Annotated in this window: 15 protein-coding genes; all 15 read right to left on the bottom strand. The window is 68.8% G+C overall.

The window, feature by feature from the left end; translation table 11 throughout:
- Positions 1–31: 31 nt before the first annotated feature.
- The 15 genes from nuoH to F8S09_RS00790 all read right to left on the bottom strand — a co-directional run bounded on the left by nuoH (position 32) and on the right by F8S09_RS00790 (position 17,026).
- The gene (nuoH, locus tag F8S09_RS00860) at positions 32–1,201 is read right to left on the bottom strand and encodes an NADH-quinone oxidoreductase subunit NuoH (protein ID WP_152868142.1); all 1,170 of its coding nucleotides are present in this window, start codon (positions 1,199–1,201) and stop codon (positions 32–34) included.
- The gene (gene nuoG, locus F8S09_RS00855; protein ID WP_152868140.1) at positions 1,201–3,387 is read right to left on the bottom strand and encodes an NADH-quinone oxidoreductase subunit NuoG; all 2,187 of its coding nucleotides are present in this window, start codon (positions 3,385–3,387) and stop codon (positions 1,201–1,203) included. Before nuoG ends, nuoH begins: the two co-directional genes overlap by 1 nt.
- The gene (gene nuoF / locus F8S09_RS00850) at positions 3,384–4,724 is read right to left on the bottom strand and encodes an NADH-quinone oxidoreductase subunit NuoF (protein ID WP_152868138.1); all 1,341 of its coding nucleotides are present in this window, start codon (positions 4,722–4,724) and stop codon (positions 3,384–3,386) included. The genes nuoG and nuoF overlap by 4 nt, the downstream gene beginning before the upstream one ends.
- Positions 4,721–5,350, bottom strand: a complete 630-nt coding sequence (gene nuoE / locus F8S09_RS00845; protein WP_152868136.1) for an NADH-quinone oxidoreductase subunit NuoE — start codon at positions 5,348–5,350, stop codon at positions 4,721–4,723. Before nuoE ends, nuoF begins: the two co-directional genes overlap by 4 nt.
- A 58-nt stretch (positions 5,351–5,408) precedes the next feature.
- Complete coding sequence (gene nuoD, locus F8S09_RS00840; protein ID WP_152868134.1) at positions 5,409–6,635, bottom strand: NADH dehydrogenase (quinone) subunit D; 1,227 nt, start codon at positions 6,633–6,635, stop codon at positions 5,409–5,411.
- Complete coding sequence (locus tag F8S09_RS00835) at positions 6,632–7,249, bottom strand: NADH-quinone oxidoreductase subunit C (protein WP_152868133.1); 618 nt, start codon at positions 7,247–7,249, stop codon at positions 6,632–6,634. Before F8S09_RS00835 ends, nuoD begins: the two co-directional genes overlap by 4 nt.
- Complete coding sequence (locus tag F8S09_RS00830) at positions 7,246–7,782, bottom strand: NuoB/complex I 20 kDa subunit family protein (RefSeq protein ID WP_152868131.1); 537 nt, start codon at positions 7,780–7,782, stop codon at positions 7,246–7,248. Before F8S09_RS00830 ends, F8S09_RS00835 begins: the two co-directional genes overlap by 4 nt.
- A 121-nt stretch (positions 7,783–7,903) precedes the next feature.
- Complete coding sequence (locus F8S09_RS00825) at positions 7,904–8,239, bottom strand: NADH-quinone oxidoreductase subunit A (RefSeq protein ID WP_152869833.1); 336 nt, start codon at positions 8,237–8,239, stop codon at positions 7,904–7,906.
- A gap of 473 nt (positions 8,240–8,712) precedes the next feature.
- Positions 8,713–9,864 carry a sensor histidine kinase gene (locus F8S09_RS00820; RefSeq protein ID WP_152868129.1) on the bottom strand — a complete coding sequence of 384 codons (1,152 nt, stop codon included), beginning with the start codon at positions 9,862–9,864 and terminating at the stop codon, positions 8,713–8,715.
- A gap of 118 nt (positions 9,865–9,982) precedes the next feature.
- The gene (locus F8S09_RS00815) at positions 9,983–10,852 is read right to left on the bottom strand and encodes a carbohydrate ABC transporter permease (protein WP_152868127.1); all 870 of its coding nucleotides are present in this window, start codon (positions 10,850–10,852) and stop codon (positions 9,983–9,985) included.
- Positions 10,849–11,973: a carbohydrate ABC transporter permease gene (locus F8S09_RS00810; protein ID WP_152868125.1), complete on the bottom strand. Its 1,125-nt coding sequence runs from the start codon at positions 11,971–11,973 to the stop codon at positions 10,849–10,851. Before F8S09_RS00810 ends, F8S09_RS00815 begins: the two co-directional genes overlap by 4 nt.
- Positions 11,974–12,132: 159 nt before the next feature.
- Complete coding sequence (locus F8S09_RS00805) at positions 12,133–13,383, bottom strand: ABC transporter substrate-binding protein (protein WP_152868123.1); 1,251 nt, start codon at positions 13,381–13,383, stop codon at positions 12,133–12,135.
- Positions 13,380–14,684, bottom strand: a complete 1,305-nt coding sequence (locus F8S09_RS00800; protein ID WP_322618394.1) for an ROK family transcriptional regulator — start codon at positions 14,682–14,684, stop codon at positions 13,380–13,382. The genes F8S09_RS00805 and F8S09_RS00800 overlap by 4 nt, the downstream gene beginning before the upstream one ends.
- Before the next feature lie 204 nt (positions 14,685–14,888).
- Positions 14,889–16,439: a lysine--tRNA ligase gene (lysS, locus tag F8S09_RS00795; protein WP_152868121.1), complete on the bottom strand. Its 1,551-nt coding sequence runs from the start codon at positions 16,437–16,439 to the stop codon at positions 14,889–14,891.
- Positions 16,440–16,537: 98 nt separating this feature from the next.
- Positions 16,538–17,026 (bottom strand): GreA/GreB family elongation factor, encoded by a 489-nt coding sequence (locus tag F8S09_RS00790; protein ID WP_322618393.1) that lies wholly within the window; start codon positions 17,024–17,026, stop codon positions 16,538–16,540.
- Positions 17,027–17,070 lie beyond the last annotated feature (44 nt).

Raw genomic sequence — 17,070 nt, 5'->3', positions numbered from 1 at the left:
GGCTTCCTCCTCCTTCGGGTGGAGAGGACCATCAGTCCCCTCCCAGCGGCCGCGTGGGCCACGAGTCGTCCGCGCCCCGGCGTCCGGTCGGCTTGTTCCACAGCACGCGCACCCGGTCGCTCATGGCGAAGAGCAGCAGCAGCCCCAGCAGGCTGAGCAGCGCCAGCGGCCACAGCCCCAGGCCCCGCGCGAAGGCGAGGTAGGCGGCGGTCATCATGGTGTTGGCGAGCGCGAGCGGCAGCAGCAGCTTCCAGCCGAAGCGCATCAGTTGGTCGTAGCGGAATCGGGGCAGCGTGGCCCGCACCCAGATGAACAGGAACAGGAAAAAGGCGATCTTGACGACCAGCCAGATGATCGGCCAGCCCGAGATGCCCGGAATCAGGCCCTCCAGAAAGACCGGCCCCCGGTATCCACCGAAAAAGAGGGTCGCCATGATCGCCGAGGCCGTGATCATGTTGACGTACTCGGCCATCTGGAAGAGCGCCCACTTGATCGCGGAATACTCGGTCAGGTACCCCGCCACGAGTTCCTGCTCGGCTTCGGGCAGGTCGAAGGGGGTGCGGTTGGTCTCCGCGAAGGAGGACACCAGAAAGAGGGCAAACCCCAGCGACTGGAACAGCAGCATCCAGCCGTTGGCGGCCTGCCACTCCACGATGTTCACGAACGCCGTGCTGCCCACCAGCATCAGCAGACCCAGGATGCTCAGGCCCATGCCGAGTTCGTAGGAGATCATCTGGGCGCTGCTTCGGAGGCCGCCCAAGATCGGGTACTTGCTGCCCGAGGCCCAGCCTCCCAGGAAGATGCCGTACACGCCCATGGACGTGATCGCCAGCAGCGCGAGGATGCCCGCGTCGAGCTGGTAGACCCAGGGGTCTTCCCCGAACAGCGAGCCCGCCGGGCCAGCGGGAATCCCCCCGAAGGCGGTCAGCGCCATGCCGATGGCGACGATGGGCGCCATGGTGTAAACCAGCTTGTCGGCCATCGTGACGCGCAGGTCTTCCTTGAAGATGCTTTTGACCGCGTCGGCGAGCGGCTGGAACAGGCCACCCGGTCCCACCCGGTTGGGGCCGTAGCGAATCTGCATTCGGGCGAGCAGCCGCCGCTCGATCAGGGTCATGTAGGCGAAGGTGGTCAGCAGCGCGAGGGCGACGAGGACGCCCTTGAGCAGCGTGATCAGCAGTTCGGCGAGCCAGTCGGGCATCAGTCGTCTCCTCCCGGCTGCGGCGAGGGCGCCATTGGCAGTTCCCACAGCTCGGTGCGGGCTTCGCGGCCCAGAACGCCGCTGCCCCGGCGCTCCGGGCGCGGCACCATGCGCGGCTTCCAGAGCTGCGGCGCATAGGACACTCCAGTGGCCGCGTCTCCTGGGGGGCGGGGCGGTTGAATGACCCCCTGTTCGGGGACGTCAGCCAGCCGCAGTCCGTAGCGGCCCTCCAGCCACGTCTGCGCTCCACGCAGGCCGCGCACCGGGGGCCGAATCCCAAGCGCCTCGGCCACCGCGACGAGGGCGCGAATCAGGTCGGCCCCCTCGCCCGCCCGCAGTGGAGCTTGCGCGAGCGGCAGCAACCGGCCTTCGAGGTTCACGGTCGTGCCGCGCTTCTCATAGTTCGTGACGGCGGGCAGGACCACGTCGGCCATCTGCGCGGTCGCGGTGAGGTGCGTGTCGTGCACGACCGTGAAGCCCCGGGCGCGGCCCGGCAACCCCTGCGCGGCGGGATCGAGGCGCGAGAGGAACGCCGCCCCCACCCCGTCCAGCCGCGCGTAGGGCAGCCCCCCGGTGCCGGGCACGAGGTTGAGGCCCCCCAGCCCCCGGCTGTTCGCCCCGGCGGGAAGGGCGAGCACCTTCGCGCCCACCCGCGCGGCGAGGCCATTCAGCGCCGCCGAGAAGGCCGCGTCCGCCGTGTTCAGTACGTCGGCGCCCAGGATCAGCACGGGCCGCTCGGCCCCCTCCAGCAGCCGCAACGCCGCCTGGAGTTCAGGGGTATCGGGGCGGGAGAGGCGGGTCAAGATGTCCGGTCCACCCGCCGACACCCGAATGCCCGCGTGCGCCCACAGCCGCGACTCGCGCCCGATCACGGCCAGTTTCTCGGGCTGGCGGGCCGGGCGCTCGGTGAGGCGCAGGTCCGCGATGGCGGTGCCGTGCGCGTGCGCGAACTCGGCGGGCAGCAGGCCGCCGCGCAGGGCTTCCAGAATCCGCAGCTCGACGACCGGGGCTTCCTCACCGAGGTCGGCCCCCAGCACCACGATCCCGTCGGCGGTCGCCACGTCGGCCAGGGTGGCGGTGCCCATCGGGGTGTGGGCGTAGCGCGGCCAGTGGTCGAGAGAGGGGGTGCCGATGGCCTCAGCGAGGGCGACGAGCGCCGCCCCCTCCTCCAGGGTGGAGTCGGCGTTCAGGTACAGGCCCACGTTCCGGCCGTGCCCCAGGAAGCCCTGGCGCATCGCATCCACCGCCTGATCCCAGGTGGCCTCGCGCAACTCGCCGCCGACCCGCACCAGCGGCAGGGTCAGGCGCTCCTCGGTGGCGAAGACGTGCCCAAAGCGGCCCGCGTCGCAGATCCACATCTCGTTCACGTCCCGGTTCTCGCCCGCTACCACGCGCTCCAGGCGGCCGTTGCGGGCATCCACGACGATGGAGCAGCCCACCGGGCAAAGCGTGCAGGTCGTCGGGGTGTGCTCGTACTCCCAGTTGCGGCCCCGGAAGCGGGCCACGTTGTCGAGCAGCGCCCCCACCGGGCAGATGTCCGCGATGTTGCCCTGGAAGCCGACCGGGAGACCACCCTCTTCGGTGTCGATGAAGGTGTGCCCGCCGCGCTCGATGAAGTCGAGCACCTCCTGCCCCGGCACCTCCTCGAAGTAGCGCACGCAGCGCTTGCAGTGGATGCAGCGTTCCTGGTCGAGGATGATGAAATCCGAGAGCGCGTAGTGCTTGTCGGCGTGGCGGCGGTCGAAGCCGTAGCGGCTGGCCCCGTAGCCGTACTCGAAGGCGCGGTCTTGCAGCTCGCAGGCGCCGCCCTTGTCGCAGGTGGGGCAGTCGAGCGGGTGGTTAAGCAGCGTGAACTCCATCATCCCCGCCTGCGCCTTGGCGACCACGTCCGAGGTCTTGGCGGTGCGGATGTGCATCCCCTCGGTGGCCTGCATCGTGCACGACGCCATCGGCTTGGGCATCCAGAAGATCTTGGGCTGCCCGGTCGCCTCGTCGAGTTCGAACTGGCCGTCCTTGCCCTTGCGAGGCGTTCCGGCTTCGACCAGGCACATCCGGCAGGCGCCCACGGGCGAGAGATACGGGTGGGCGCAGAAATACGGCACGTCGCGCCCGGCGTGGAACACGGCGTCGATGCCGCTGGTGCCCGCCGGGAGGTCGACGGGGATGCCGTCGATGGTGACTTTCATTCGTTCCTCCAGCGATTGCGGGCCGGGTACATCGGCTGGCCGGTCTGCGCCAGCACGTCATACTCGTCGCGGAAGAGCTTAATGGAGCTGAGGACCGGCCCCAGGCAGGCGTCGGCCAGCGCACAGAAGGAGCGGCCCCCGATGTTCTCCGACATGTCCAGAATCAGCTCCACGTCGCCGGGCACGCCGCGCCCGCGCACGAGCTTCTCGTACATCTTGACCATCCAGCCGCTGATGCCCTCGCGGCACGGGGTGCATTTGCCGCAGGACTCGTGGGCGTAGAAGCGCACGAGGTTCCACGTCACGTCCACGATGCAGTCCGAGCGCGGAATCAGCGTGACCCCACCCGTGCCCAGCATGGACCCGGCGGCGGCGACCGATTCGTAGTCCATCGGCGTGTCCAGCGTGGCGTCGTCCCAGCGCAGCATCGGGCACGACGACCCGCCGGGAATGATCGCCTTGATGGGTTCCAGCGGCCCCCCCGCCCAGTCGTAGATCAGCTCGCGGAAGGTGGTGCCCAGCGGCAGCTCGTACACGCCGGGCCGCGCCACCGGGCCGGAAATCTGAAAGAGCTTCATGCCCCTCGACTTCTCGGTGCCCATCGAGGCGTGCCAGTCGGCACCGTACTTCAGGATCTGGGTCGCCGCGCAGAAGGTCTCGACGTTGTTGATGGTCGTGGGCAGCCCGTACAGCCCGGCGGCGGCGGGAAAGGGCGGCTTAAGGCGGGGGTTGGCCCGCAGGCCTTCGAGCGAGTTCATCAGCGCGGTTTCCTCCCCGCAGATGTACGCCCCGGCCCCCCGGTGCACGTAGAGCTGGAAGTCGAAGCCGCTGCCCAGGACGTTTTTCCCCAACAACCCTGCTTCCCGCGCTTCCTCGATGGCGGCCCACATCCGCTCGGCGGCGTGGACATACTCGCCCCGGATGTAGATGTAGCCCACCGAGGCCCGCATCGCGTACCCGCCGATCAGCATCCCCTCGATAAGCTGGTGGGGGTCTTCGGACAGCAGGTAACGATCCTTGAAGGAGCCGGGTTCGGACTCGTCGGCGTTGCAGATGATGAAGTGCGGTTTGCCGTCGTTCAGCGGCATGAAGGACCACTTGAGGCCGGTGGCGAAGCCCGCGCCGCCGCGTCCGCGCAGGCCCGATTTCTTCACCTCGTCGATGACGGCGTCGGGACCCATCGCCAAGGCGCGGCGCACCCCCTCGTAGCCGCCGTGCTCGCGGTAGTAGGCCAGCGTCCAGCTCTGATCCTGGCCCACATGTGCGTACAGGCTGGGGGCGAAGCGGGGGTCCTTGCCGCTGGTGATCGCCCGAGGAGCGGGGTCTGCGACGGTCATGCCTCACCTCCGGCCCCGGCGGGCATGGGCAGCGGCCCCCGGTCGTGGATGCTCGCGCCCACGCGCTCGCCTGTCGCCATCATCTGCCGTCCGTCCTCACGCACGGTGACGGGCACGGGGTTGTCGGGTGGGGGCGGCGCGTCCTGACGCAGGGCGGCGATCAGGCGGTCGCACTTGCTCCGGGTGACGTTCTCGTAGTAGCCCTCGTCGTTGATCTGCACGACGGGCGCGGTCCCGCACGACCCCAGGCACTCCACCTTCTGCACGCTGAAGCGCCCATCTGCGCTCACGTCGCCGGGCTGCACGTCGAGGTGGGACACGAGGTGATCCCACAGCTCGTCACTGCCCGCGAGCGAGCACATCAGGGTCGAGCAGACCTGGAGGTGGTACCGCCCGGTCGGGAGGGTGTGGTAGGTCGAGTAGAAGCTCATTACGCTGCGGACCTCGGTGGCGGTGGTGCCGCACAGGGCCGCGATCTCGGCCATCCGCGCTTCCGACACGAAGCCCTCGGCGTCCTGCACCTCGCGCAGCAGCGGCATCAGCGCCGAGCGGCGGCCCTGGGGGCTGTCCGGATAGCGCGAGAAGATGTCCGCGACGAGGGGGTGTTTGTCTGCGAAGTAACTCAAAGGGGCCTCATCTCCTTACTGAGTGGCGCTCGGCCCCGGGCGGCCGAAAGCTCATAACTCACCGGTCCACGTCCCCCAGCACCGGGTCAATGGTCGCCAGAATCGTGATCAGGTCGGCGAACTGGGCTCCCACGCAGGCGTATTCCAGCGCTTGCAGGTTCACGAAGCTGGGCGCCCGGATCTTGACCCGGTAGGGCATCGAGCCGCCGTCCGAGACGATGTAATAGCCGACCTCGCCCCGCGCCGACTCGGTGGGTACGTAGACCTCGCCCCTGGGCGGGTGAAAGCCCTCGGTGACCAGCTTGAAGTGGTGGATGACCGCCTCCATGCTGGTTTCGAGTTCCTGCCGGGGCGGCAGGCTGATCTTGCGGTTGGGGTCCTTGACCGGGCCGGGGCGCAGCTTCTTCAGGGCCTGCCGAATGATGGCGGCACTCTGGCGCATCTCCCACAGCCGCAGGTTGAAGCGGGCGAGGCTGTCCCCGTCGGGGCTGGTGATGACCTCGAAGTCGTACTCCTCGTAGCCGCTGTAGGGATTGTCCTTGCGGTGGTCGAGGGGCACGCCCGAGGCCCGCAGGTTCGGCCCGGTCAGCCCGAGGTCGAGGGCCACCCCCGCCGGAATCACGCCGACGCCCCTGGCGCGGTCGATGAAGATGGGATTTCCCGCGAACAGGGTGGTGTACTCGTCCACGCCGCGTTCGAGTTGTTCGAGGAAGCGGGCGACCGCCTCCGGCCAGCCGTCCGGGATGTCGCGGTAGAGCCCGCCCACCCGGAAGTAGCCCTGGTTCATGCGGTAGCCGCACACGGCCTCGAACAGGTCCTGCACCGACTCCTTCTCGCGGAAGGCGTAGAAGAACGGCGTCAAGGCCCCGAGGTCCAGCAGGCCCGTCCCCACGAAGACGAGGTGAGAGTGGATGCGCCCCAGCTCGTGCAGGATCACCCGCACGACCCTGGCCCGCTCGGGCACCTCGGCCCCCACCAGCTTCTCCACGCTCAGGACGTAGGCCAGCTCGTGCCCGAAGGCGTGCAGGTAGTCGGTGCGCGGCGCGTAGGTCACGCCCTGGTGGTAGGTGCGGTGCTCGAAGGTCTTCTCGAAGCCGGTGTGCAGGTAGCCCATGTGGGGCGTGACCCGCACCACCCGCTCGCCGTCCATGTCCACCACCAGGCGCAGCACCCCGTGGGTCGAGGGATGTTGCGGCCCCACATTCAGCGACATGATCTCGGTGTGCAGCAGCGTGCCGCCCTCGGCGGGGGCCTCGGTGGCAGGGCGTAGGGGTTCGACGGTCATCGTGGTCCCTCCGGCATCACGGGCGGCACCCGGTCCTCGCCCTGGCCCCGGCGCAGCTCGCCGCGCCAGCCCGTCAGGCCCCGGCTCTCCCCGGTCAGCCCGGCACGGAAGGTGGGCGGGTCGATAAAGCGGCCCTCGCGGAAGAGGGTCGGCGTCTCGCCCAGCGGAAAGTCCTTACGCAGCGCGTGGCCCTCCAGGTCGTCGGGCGTCAGGATCTTGCGCAGGTCGGGGTGTCCGTCGAAGACGATGCCCATCAGGTCGTACACCTCGCGCTCCAGGTAGTTGGCGGCCCGCCACACCGGGTAGAGGCTGTCCACGCTCTGGCCGTCCTCCAGCCACACCCGCAGGAAGAGGCGCAGGTGTTCGTAGGGGTGGTAGATGTTGTACAGCACCGCAAAACGGGCCGGACGGGGATCGGGGTAGGCAAGGTAGTCCACCCCCACCGTGTCCATCAGCATGAAGCCGCGCTCGGCGAGTGCCCGCGCCACGTCGCGCACGCGGGGGGCAGGCACAACCACGGTGGGTTCGAGGCTGTCGTCGGGCGTCAGGCCGAAGTTGGTGATCACCTCGGTGACCGCCTGGCGCATGGCCTGGCTTCTGTCGAGGGCGGTCATCGGGTCCACGCCTCCACCATCGGGAGTTCAGTGCCGCGTTCGTCGAAGGCCTCGCCGCGCACCTTCTTCTGAAGCTGCATCACGGCGTAGATCAGCGCCTCCGGCCGGGGCGGGCAGCCCGGCACGTAAATGTCGACCGGGACCACGTGATCCACGTTCTGGACAATCGCGTAGTTGTTGAACATCCCGCCCGAGGAGGCGCACGCGCCCATCGAGATCACCCACTTGGGGTCGGGCATCTGGTCGTACACGCGGCGCATGACCGGAGCCATCTTCTTGGAAAGCCGCCCCGCCACGATCATCACGTCGGCCTGCCGGGGCGAGGCGCGGAACACCTCCGAGCCGAAGCGGGCCATGTCGTTGCGCCCGTTGGTGGAACTCATCATCTCGATGGCGCAGCACGCCAGCCCGAAGGTGGCGGGCCACAGGCTGTTGCTGCGGCCCCAGGCCACCAGCTTTTCCAGGCTGGAAAAGAGGATGCCTTCGGACTCCAGCTCCTGCCAGTCGCGGTCGAACAGTTCTTTCAGGGCCATGTGGGCACCTCGGCGGGAAGGGGAAGCAGAGGTCGGGTGGCCGTAGGCTCGGGGGCGGCCCCTCTGCTCTGCAGCTTTGCAAGTCGCCTTTCTTGACCAATCGGCGTAGGAGTATGTGCTCTTAGGTCCACTCCACCACCCCCTTCTTGAGGATGTAGTAGTACCCCACCAGCAGCAGCGCCACGAACGTCAGGGCCTCCCAGAAGGCGAACGGCACCAGCTTCTGGTACGCCACCGCCAGCGGGAAGAAAAACGCCGTCTCGATGTCAAAGACGATAAACAGCATGGCGACGAGGTAGAAGTGCACCGGGAAGCGGTGCCCGGTGCCCACGCCCCCGTGCTCGGGGTCGTTGCCACTCTCGTAGGCCATCAGTTTGGTGCGGCTGGCCTTCTTCGGTCCCAGCAGCGCCGAGACGATGACGGCCAGCACGCCAATGCCCAGGGCGATGACCAGCATGATCACGAAATTCGCGTACTCGATGGGAAACTCCCTTCTGCCCGGCACCCCATCCCTGAACTACTCGTGAAAAATCGCACGAAAAGATCAAAAAAAAGAGAGCGGGCCTGACGAAACCGTAACGAAACCGACTTGTGGTACGCCTCATGTTCTAGCACGAGAAAGGCCGTCAGGTTGTGCGCGAACACGCTGTGGGAGCCAGAAGACGGCGGGGGCGAGCGTTCCCCGAACCAGAGAACGGCCCTGGAAAGAGACGTCGCGCGGAGCCTGCTCGGAATGCCCGCCATACCTCCGAACGGTGTATGGACAACCAGCGCCCCAAATTGGTGTCTGAAACATTAAATTGCTGCACGGCGGGGGTCGGCCGCCTCTGGATGGGCTGGGGCTTGAAATGCACTGGCCCAGCTCCCCTACCCATCGGCTGCGGGTTGTCACCCGTTCCCGTTCCCTGCGTTCAGCCCGCTGCCATGCCCTCAGCTCAGCAGCTCGACAAAGTCGTCCTCGTCCTCGTTGTCGACGGCGAGCGGCAGGGTCAGGGTGAATGTGGTGCCGACGCCGCGCTCGGACTCGACCCAGATGCGCCCGCCGTGCTCCTCCACGGCGAGTTTGCAGAAAGCCAGGCCCATTCCGGTGTCGAAGCGGCCGTGCAGGGTCAGGCGCGACTGCTCGAAGGCGGCGAAGAGGTTGGGGAGGTCTTCTTCGGGGATGCCCTCCCCATCGTCGGCCACGCTGATGTGGGTCTGGTCGCCGTCTTGTCCGACGCGGATGCGGATATTTCCCCCGGTCGCGGTGTGCTTCATCGCGTTACTGATCAGGTTGGCGAGCACCCGGCGCAGGATTTCAGGGTCGGCGCGGGTGGGGCTCAGGCTGGGGGCCACCTGCACGTCCACGAGGCGGTCACGCAATCCGCTGCCCACATCGCCCCTTGCCTGCGCGATCACGTCCCCGAACATCGGGCTGAACACCAGCTCGGGGCGCAGGCGCATCTTGCCCGCCTGCATCTTGCGGACATCCAGCATGTTCACCGAGAGGTGCAGGAGGTGCTGCGTCTCGTCACGGGCGATCTTGACGAGTTCGCGGGCGTCCTCGGGCACCCGGTCGTCGTCTTCCACGACCTCCAGCAGCCCCAGCACCGCCGTGATGGGGTTCTTGAGGTCGTGCACGAGCATGTGCACGAGCTGGTCGCGCACCCGTTCCTCGTGCTCCCAGTCGTCGAGGCGGCCCTGAAGCCGGGTGATGCGCGTCTGGGCCTCGGCGTGGGCGGCGGCGCGGGCAAGCAGGGTGCGGACTTGCAGGGCCAGTCCGGCGGGGGGCGTCGCGTCGCTCACCAGGGCGTCGGCGCCCGCCGCAAGGAGAGCCCCCAACCCCGCCTGGCCCACCGCCAGCCAGTGGGTCCCGGCGAGTTCGGCACGTTGGCGCAGCAGGGGGAGCACCTCCGAGAGCGGAACCCCCGGCGTGCGGTCGTGCAGCAGCGCGACGGCGGGCGGCCGGACGTGGGCCTCGCGCAGCAGGGCCTCGGCGCCCGGCACATGAACGACCTCGGCCCCCGGCAACGCGGCGGCGAGGTCGTCCGCCTGCCGGGACTCGGGCGATACGACAAACACCACGGGAAGAACACTCGTCATGACTCGCCGGGCAGTCTAGCCGCTGCCCCCCCGGAACCGCTGCCGGATTTGCCGCAGGGACGGCGAGGCGTGAGAAGAGCCCTCCCCCGGAGGAGAGGGACCAGGGGCACCTCCTCCCCTACCCCTTCACGCTCCCTGCCAGCAGCCCGCGCACGAAGTAGCGTCCCAGCAGCACATACACCAGCAGGGTGGGCAGCGCGGCGAGAATTGCCCCCGCCATCGGCAGGTTCCAGCTCACTGCCTGCCCGCCCGCAAGCTGCGAGAGCGCGTAGGTCACGGGCTGCGAGGACGTGTTCGTGAGGGTCGCCGCGAACAGGAACTCATTCCAGATCTGGGTGAATTCCCAGATCACCACGACCACGAAGGCGGGCACGCTCAGCGGCAGGATAATCCGGCGGTAGATGCCCCAGAACCCGGCCCCGTCGATGGTCGCGGCCTCCACGAGCGCGTCGGGGACCTCGGCGTAGTAATTACGGAAGATCAAGGTGGTGATGGGCAGGCCGTAGACCACGTGCGCGAGGATCAGCCCACCCAGGCTGCCGTACAGCCCCAGCCCCTTGATGAACTGGAACAGGGGAATCAGGATCGCCTGATATGGAATGAACATCCCGAAGAGCATCAGCGCGAAGAGCGTGTTCGCCCCCCGGAAGGTCCACTTGGAGAGCGCGTAGCCGTTCAGCGAGCCCAGCACCGCCGAGAGCGCGGTCGCGCTGACCGCGAGCAGCAGGCTATTGCCGACGTTGCCGCCCACCTTGGCCCACGCCTCGCGGAAGCTGGCCCAGTTCAGGTCACGCGGCCACTGCCACGTGGTTGCCAGCGAGATCGCCTCGGGCGTCTTGAAGGCCGTGGCGAGCAGCAGGTAAACGGGCAGCAGGAAAAAGAGGGTCGCCAGCGCCAGCAGCAGGTACAGCCCCGCGCGGCGGGGGCGCGGGCGGTGCGGCACGGCGGCGGGCGGCGCGGTCGTCACAGGAGGTGCGGTGGTCGTCATGCGTGCCCCTCCTCGCGGCGAAAGGCACTCGCCAGATACGGCACGATCACGAACGCCACCAGAATCAGCAGGATGGTCCCGATGGCCGCCCCCAGCGCGAACTGGTTTTGCCGGAAGGACGTGAGGTACATGTTCAGCGCGGGCACCGAGGTGTAGGTGTTGTCGGGGCCGGTCATCGCGTACACGAGATCAAAGATCTTGAGGCTGATGTGCCCCAGGATGATCATCGCGCTGAGCGTGATGGGCGAGAGCAGCGGGAAAACCACGTGGCGGTAAAGCCCGACCTCGTTCGCGCCGTCCACCCGCGCCGCCTCGCGCAGTTCTTCGGGAATGCCGCGCAGCCCGGCGAGGTAGAGGGCCATCGTGTACCCGCTCATCTGCCACACGGCGGCGAGGATGATGCCGACGAGAGCGAGGTTGAAGCCGTGAACCTCGGGCGCGGGCAGGAGTTGCACGTTTGGCCCCACGAAGACGGCCCAGCCCAGCAGCACGAGGGCACAGGCCCCCGCCACCAGCGTCCGCGTGCGGTTGCCCGCGCGGGCCGCCCGCCACGCCACCACGCCCAGCGCGAGCGCGACCACGGCCGCCGTGAGCAGTGGCACCCGGTTCCAGTCCAGTCCCCAGATTGACGCGGTGCTGCTGAGCCACTCGAAGCGGCCCGGCGGCAGCCCCAACACGGCCGGAAACTGGTTGAGGCCCCCCTGCGGCTGAAGCATCCAGCGCCAGATGGTGCCCGTCACGATGAAGCTCAGGCTCATGGGAAAGAGGAAGATGGTCCGCCACAGCCCCTCGCCGCGCGGGTTGCGGTCCAGCAGCAGCGCGAGCGCCAGCCCCAGGCCCAGCGTGCCCGCGATGAAGAACACCGTGAAAAACAGCGTGTTGACGAGTTCCTGCCGGAAGCGGACCTGCAGGAAGCCGGTAAACAGCTCCTGATAGTTCGCCAGCCCCACCGGGCGAATCACCGGGTTCAGGGCCAGCGCCTGCGCGGGGTCGTTGCCCCAGTCGGTCAGGCTCACGGCGACGGTGCGCCCGATAAAGCCGTACACGAACACCGCCAGCAGCAGCACGCTGGGCAGCAGCACGAGGACGGACCACAACCGGTCACGGGAGAGGCCTTTCAAGGGATGGTCACCTCCGGATGGGGTCGAACGCAGTGAGAACCCGTGATAAGGGCGGCGCGGAGTGGAGTTGACGCCCAAGACACGCGGCAACGTCACGGAGCGCCGCCCCAGGGGCAGGCCGGAAAACAAAGACCCGGACCTGCCCCCACGTCCTGCGGGTCAGCGCCCGATGCCCGAGCGGGTGGCGAGCTGCCCGGCCGCGTTCGCGGCGGCCTGCGCGTTGCGGCTGGCGACAAACTGATCCACGACGGCCCCGAACGCGCTCATGAAGCTCTCGGGGGCGACGGCCCCGTGGACCATGCTGCCCACGATGCGGTTCTTGCGCCAGTCGGCGGCGGCGCTCTTGGAGTAGGTGCTGTACTTGCTCAGGTCGCTGTCGGTGCGGGCGGCGATGGACCCCTTGAGCGGGTTAAAGGCGTCCTGCCCGGCCTTGGACCCCAGCACCCGCAGCCAGTTCAGCGCCTCGGCGCGGTTCTTGGCCCCTTTGGGCAGCCCGAAGGAGTCGGCCAGCATCACGAAGGTGCCCGAGGTGCCGGGGCTGGCGGCCCAACCGAAGCCGGTGCTGGGGCGCAGCTTCTTGGTCGTGGTGAAGTATCCGGCGGCCCAGTCGCCCATGATGTTGAACGCACTCGTGCCGTCCACGATCCGGTCGGAAGCCTGCTGCCAGCTCAGGCCGCTGGCATCCTTGTTGGCGCAGTCCAGCACCCGCCCGAAGGTGGTGAAGCCCTGCACGACCTTGGGGTCGGTGAACTTGGTCTTGCCCGACCACAGGTCCTGCCAGCCCTGAGCCCCCAGGGTGCCGATCATCACGCTCTCCCAGAGGTGCTGCTGGGTCCAGTTCTCGCCCATCACGAGGGGCGCGGCCACGCCCTTGCGTTTGAGGGCGGCGCAGGTCGTCAGGAACTCGTTCCACGTCTTGGGCGGGGTGACGCCCCAGGCCCTCAGCTTGGCGGGGTTGTACCACATCACGTTGGAGCGGTGGACGTTGACGGGCACGCTCCAGATGCCGCCCTTGGACGACAGGAGCGTCACGAGGTCTTTGGGGTAGACCTTGCTCCAGCCCTCGGTGCGGAACAGGCCGCTGAGGTCCTCCATGCGGTTGGCGACCACCCAGGTCCCGATCAGTTCCTGCCCGGCGTGCACCTGGAAGGAGTCGGGGGGCGTGCCGCCCAGCATGCGGGTCTTGAGCACCGCCTTGGCGTTGGTGCCCGCGCCGCCCGAGACGGTCGCGTTGTCCACGGCCACCGCGGGGTACTTCTGGCGGTAGAGCTTGATCAGGGCCTCCAGCGCGGGGCCTTCGTCCCCCGACCACCACGAGAAGATCTCCAGTTTTCCGGCGGCGGAGGCGCCCGATGCGGCGGCGAGGGCGGCGGCGAGCAGCGCAGTCTTCTTGGCAAGGGACAGGTTCATGGGAAGCCTCCAGGGGCAGAGAATGCAAGGGGCGAGGGCAGCAGCGGCGCGGCGGGCGGTCCCCGGCCCCACGCGGCGACCCGGTAGAGGTGCCGCAGTCCCGCCGGGGTCAGGAGCTGGTCGAGCAGCATCGCCCCGGCCCCCAGCACCCCGGTGCGGTCGCCCAGGGTGCCCAGGTCAATGCAGGTGGGGTCGGCGTTGACGGGCATGGTGCGGCGCAGGGCACTCTCGCGCACGGCCTGCAGCAGCACGTCGCCCGCCTGCGAGAGCCGCCCACCCAGCACGACCGCCGCCGGGTTGAAGAGGTTCAGCGCCGTGCTGATCGCCACCCCGAGGTGGTGCCCGGCCCCGGTCCAGACCTCGCGAGCGAGGGGGTCGCTGCCCGCCCCCGCGATCAGGGTCGCCAGGGTGAGGGGCCGGGGCAGGGTGGTCACGGCCCCTGCCGCCCGGAGGGCCTCGGCGGTGTCCAGCAGCACCCGCGCCGCCGCGTAGCTTTCCAGGCTGCCGGGATTCCCGCTGCGGCCAATAGGCCCCTGCTCGTTGATGCTGATGTGACCGATCTCGCCCGCGCCGCCCCGCACCCCCCGGTGCAGCCGCCCGCCCAGCAGCACCCCGGCCCCGATGCCGGTCGCCACCTTGACGTAGATCAGGTCCCGCGCTCCCCGGTGTTGCCCGAAGCGCGTCTCGGCCAGCGCACCGAGGTTGGCGTCGTTGTCCACCCAGGCGGGCAGCCCCAGCGCCCGCTCCAGCCCAGCGCGAACGTCCTCGCCGTCCCAGCCGGGCATGTTGGGGGGGGCCACCACCCGGCCTGTCGCGTGGTCCACTGGCCCCGGTACCCCCGCCCCGACCCCGGCCACCCGCTCGCGCGGCATCCCGGCCTCGCGCAGCACCTCGGCGGCGAGGTCGGCCAGCCGCGTATAGGTCGCCCCCGGTCCGGCGAGCACGTCGTGGGCGACCTCACGGCCCGCCAGCGGCTCGCAGCGCAGGTCCAGCAGTTCCACCCGCAGGTGACTCGCGCCCAGGTCCACCGCGAGCAGCCCCGCCGCCCCCGCCCGCAGCGCGAGCAGGGTGGCCCGGCGGCCGACCTGTCCGCCTCCGCGCTGCCCAGCCTCCTCCACCAGCCCCGCCTCAATCAGCTCCGCCACGATGGAGCTGATCGCGCTGCGCGACAGCCCCAGCTCCCGCGCGAGGTCCACCCGCGCCCGGTCGCCCTCCCACAGCCGCCCGACCAGCAGCAGGGTGTGCCGTGCCCGGATGGCCGCCAGATCAAGGGGAATGGAGGGATGAAACGATGACGGCACGGCGCCTCCCGGCAGGGGTGAAGGAGTCGGCGCCCCACCTGCGGGCACCCCGAATGGGCTGTCTGAGGCGTCTATCGTGCGCGTGCCCAATTTTGTTTGTCAAATGAACCAATTAACTCCTGCCGCGCCTCACTTCCGCACTGAGACAGAACAAGAGGAACCGGGCCTGGCAGCCACGGTTCCCCAGAAGCACGGAGAGAGAGGTCAACCTGGCGAGGCCGCGTCCTCCCCGTCCACCTTCGCTCCCCCGGTGCCCTCGGGCCGCAGCAGCGGAAACAGCAGCACGTCCCGGATGGAGTCCGAATCGGTGAGCAGCATGGCGAGGCGGTCAATGCCGATCCCCAGGCCCCCGGCAGGCGGCATGCCGTACTCCAACGCGAGCAGGAAATCCTCGTCCTGGGCGTGGGCCTCGTCGTCCCCGGCGGCGCGGCGGGCCGACTGGGCCTCGAAACGGGCACGCTGGTCGAAGGCGTCGTTCAGCTCGGAAAAGGCGTTCGCCAGCTCGAAGCCGGAGCAGAAGACCTCGAAACGTTCGGTCAGGCCGGGGCGGGTGCGGTGCTCCTTGGCGAGCGGGCTGATCACCGCCGGGTGGTCCATGACGAAGGTCGGGTTGGTCAGAAGCGGCTCCACGAACTCCCCGAACAGCTTGTCCAGCAGCTTATAGGCGGGCACGGCCTTCCACTGCGGGAAGCGGGCGTCGCTGAACTCGCGCAGGCGGTCCAGGTCCAGCGGATCGAAGTCCAGCCCCGGCACGTGCTCGCGCAGCGCCCCCACGTAGTCCACCCGCGCAAAGGGCGGCGTGAAGTCCAGCGTCTTGCCCCCGTACTCGAAGCGGTAGTCCCCATGCAGTTCCTGCGCCAGCCCGCTGAGCAGCTCCTCGACTAGCCCGGCGATGGCCGAGTAGTCCACGTAGGCCCAGTACAGCTCCAGCATGGTGAACTCAGGGTTGTGGGTGCGGTCGATGCCCTCGTTGCGGTACACGCGCCCGATCTCGTACACCTTCTCGAAACCGCCGACGAGCAGCCGCTTGAGGTACAGCTCCAGGCTGATGCGCAGCTTGAAGTCGTGCGAGAGCGCGTTGTGGTGCGTCATGAAGGGCCGGGCCTCCGCGCCGCCCGCCGTGACCTGGAGGGTCGGGCCTTCCACCTCCATGAACCCCCGCGTGTCCAACTCGTTGCGGAGGTAGCGGATGATGCGGCTGCGGGCCTGGAACTTCTCCCGCGCTCCCTCGGTCACCATCAGGTCGAGGTAACGGCGCCGCGCCCGCAGTTCCTCGTCTTGCAGGCCGTGGAATTTGCTGGGCAGGGGGTGCAGGCTCTTGACCAGGGGTTGCCAGGAGGTCACGCGCAGGGTGAGCTGCCCGGTCTTCGTGACAAAGGGAAAACCGCGCACGCCGATGATGTCCCCGAGATCGAGCTTCTTGACCCCCTCGAAGGTCTCGGTGTCCGAGCGGGAAAAGTGCAGTTGCAGGCGGCCGAACTCGTCTTGCAGGTCCGCGAAGGCCGCCTTGCCCATGTGCCGCAGCAGGGTCACGCGGCCTGCCAGGGCGTACGTCTCCTCCGGCCACTCCTGCCCCGGCTCCAGCGGCTCAGCAGGGTGCGCCCCGAGCACGTCGCGGGTGTGGTGGGTGCGCGGGTAGCTGTAGGGATGGGCCTCGAAGCCCGCCTCTTGCAGGGCCTGGAGGTTGTTCAGGCGGCTGAGGGTCTGTTCGTGCAGGCCCTGGCGGGGGTCCGGGGTGGGGGCGGGGTCCGACATGGGGGCGAGAGTAGCAGAGGGCCGCTGGGCGCGGGGCAGAGCAACAAGGGAGGCCGGGGACATGCCCCAGCCTCCGGCCGTTGGGATTTCTCCCGCCCTCAGTACTCGATGTTCTGCACCCGGTACTTGACCTGCTTGCCGTTGTCGAGGTTGACCACGAAGGCCTCGCCCTTCTTGCGGCCCATCAGTTCCTTGCCGACCGGGCTGTCTTCCGAGATGCGGGGCAGGCCGCCTCCCAGCACGGTCGCCTCGGGGGCGCTGACGACCTGCACGCGCATGTCCTTTTTGGTCGCCTCGTTGGCGAGGGTCACGACAGCGCCGAGTTCGACGCGGCCGTCGTTCTCATGGTCCTCGATAATCGACGCGCGGGCGAGGGTCTCTTCGAGTTCCTCGATGCGGGCCTCGATGCCCATCTTCTCGCGCTTGGCGTCCTCGAGGCCGGTGTCCTCGGTGTCGGCGCTGGTTTCCATCTGTTCTTGCAGGATGCGGGTGGCCTCGGCGAGCCGGGCCTGTTCCTGGGCGAGGGTGCGCTGAAGGCGTTCAAAGCCTTCGCGGGTGAGTTTGACCTGCCGGGGTGCCTGAACCACTGGGGACCTCCGCTGTGTGGGGGACGGGTGATGTCGGGAACGGG

Origin of the sequence: Deinococcus terrestris, from assembly GCF_009377345.1 — a bacterium.
Classification (GTDB): domain Bacteria; phylum Deinococcota; class Deinococci; order Deinococcales; family Deinococcaceae; genus Deinococcus; species Deinococcus terrestris.
Note: the sequence above shows the minus strand (reverse complement) of the source record. Positions and strands in the feature narration are given on the sequence as shown.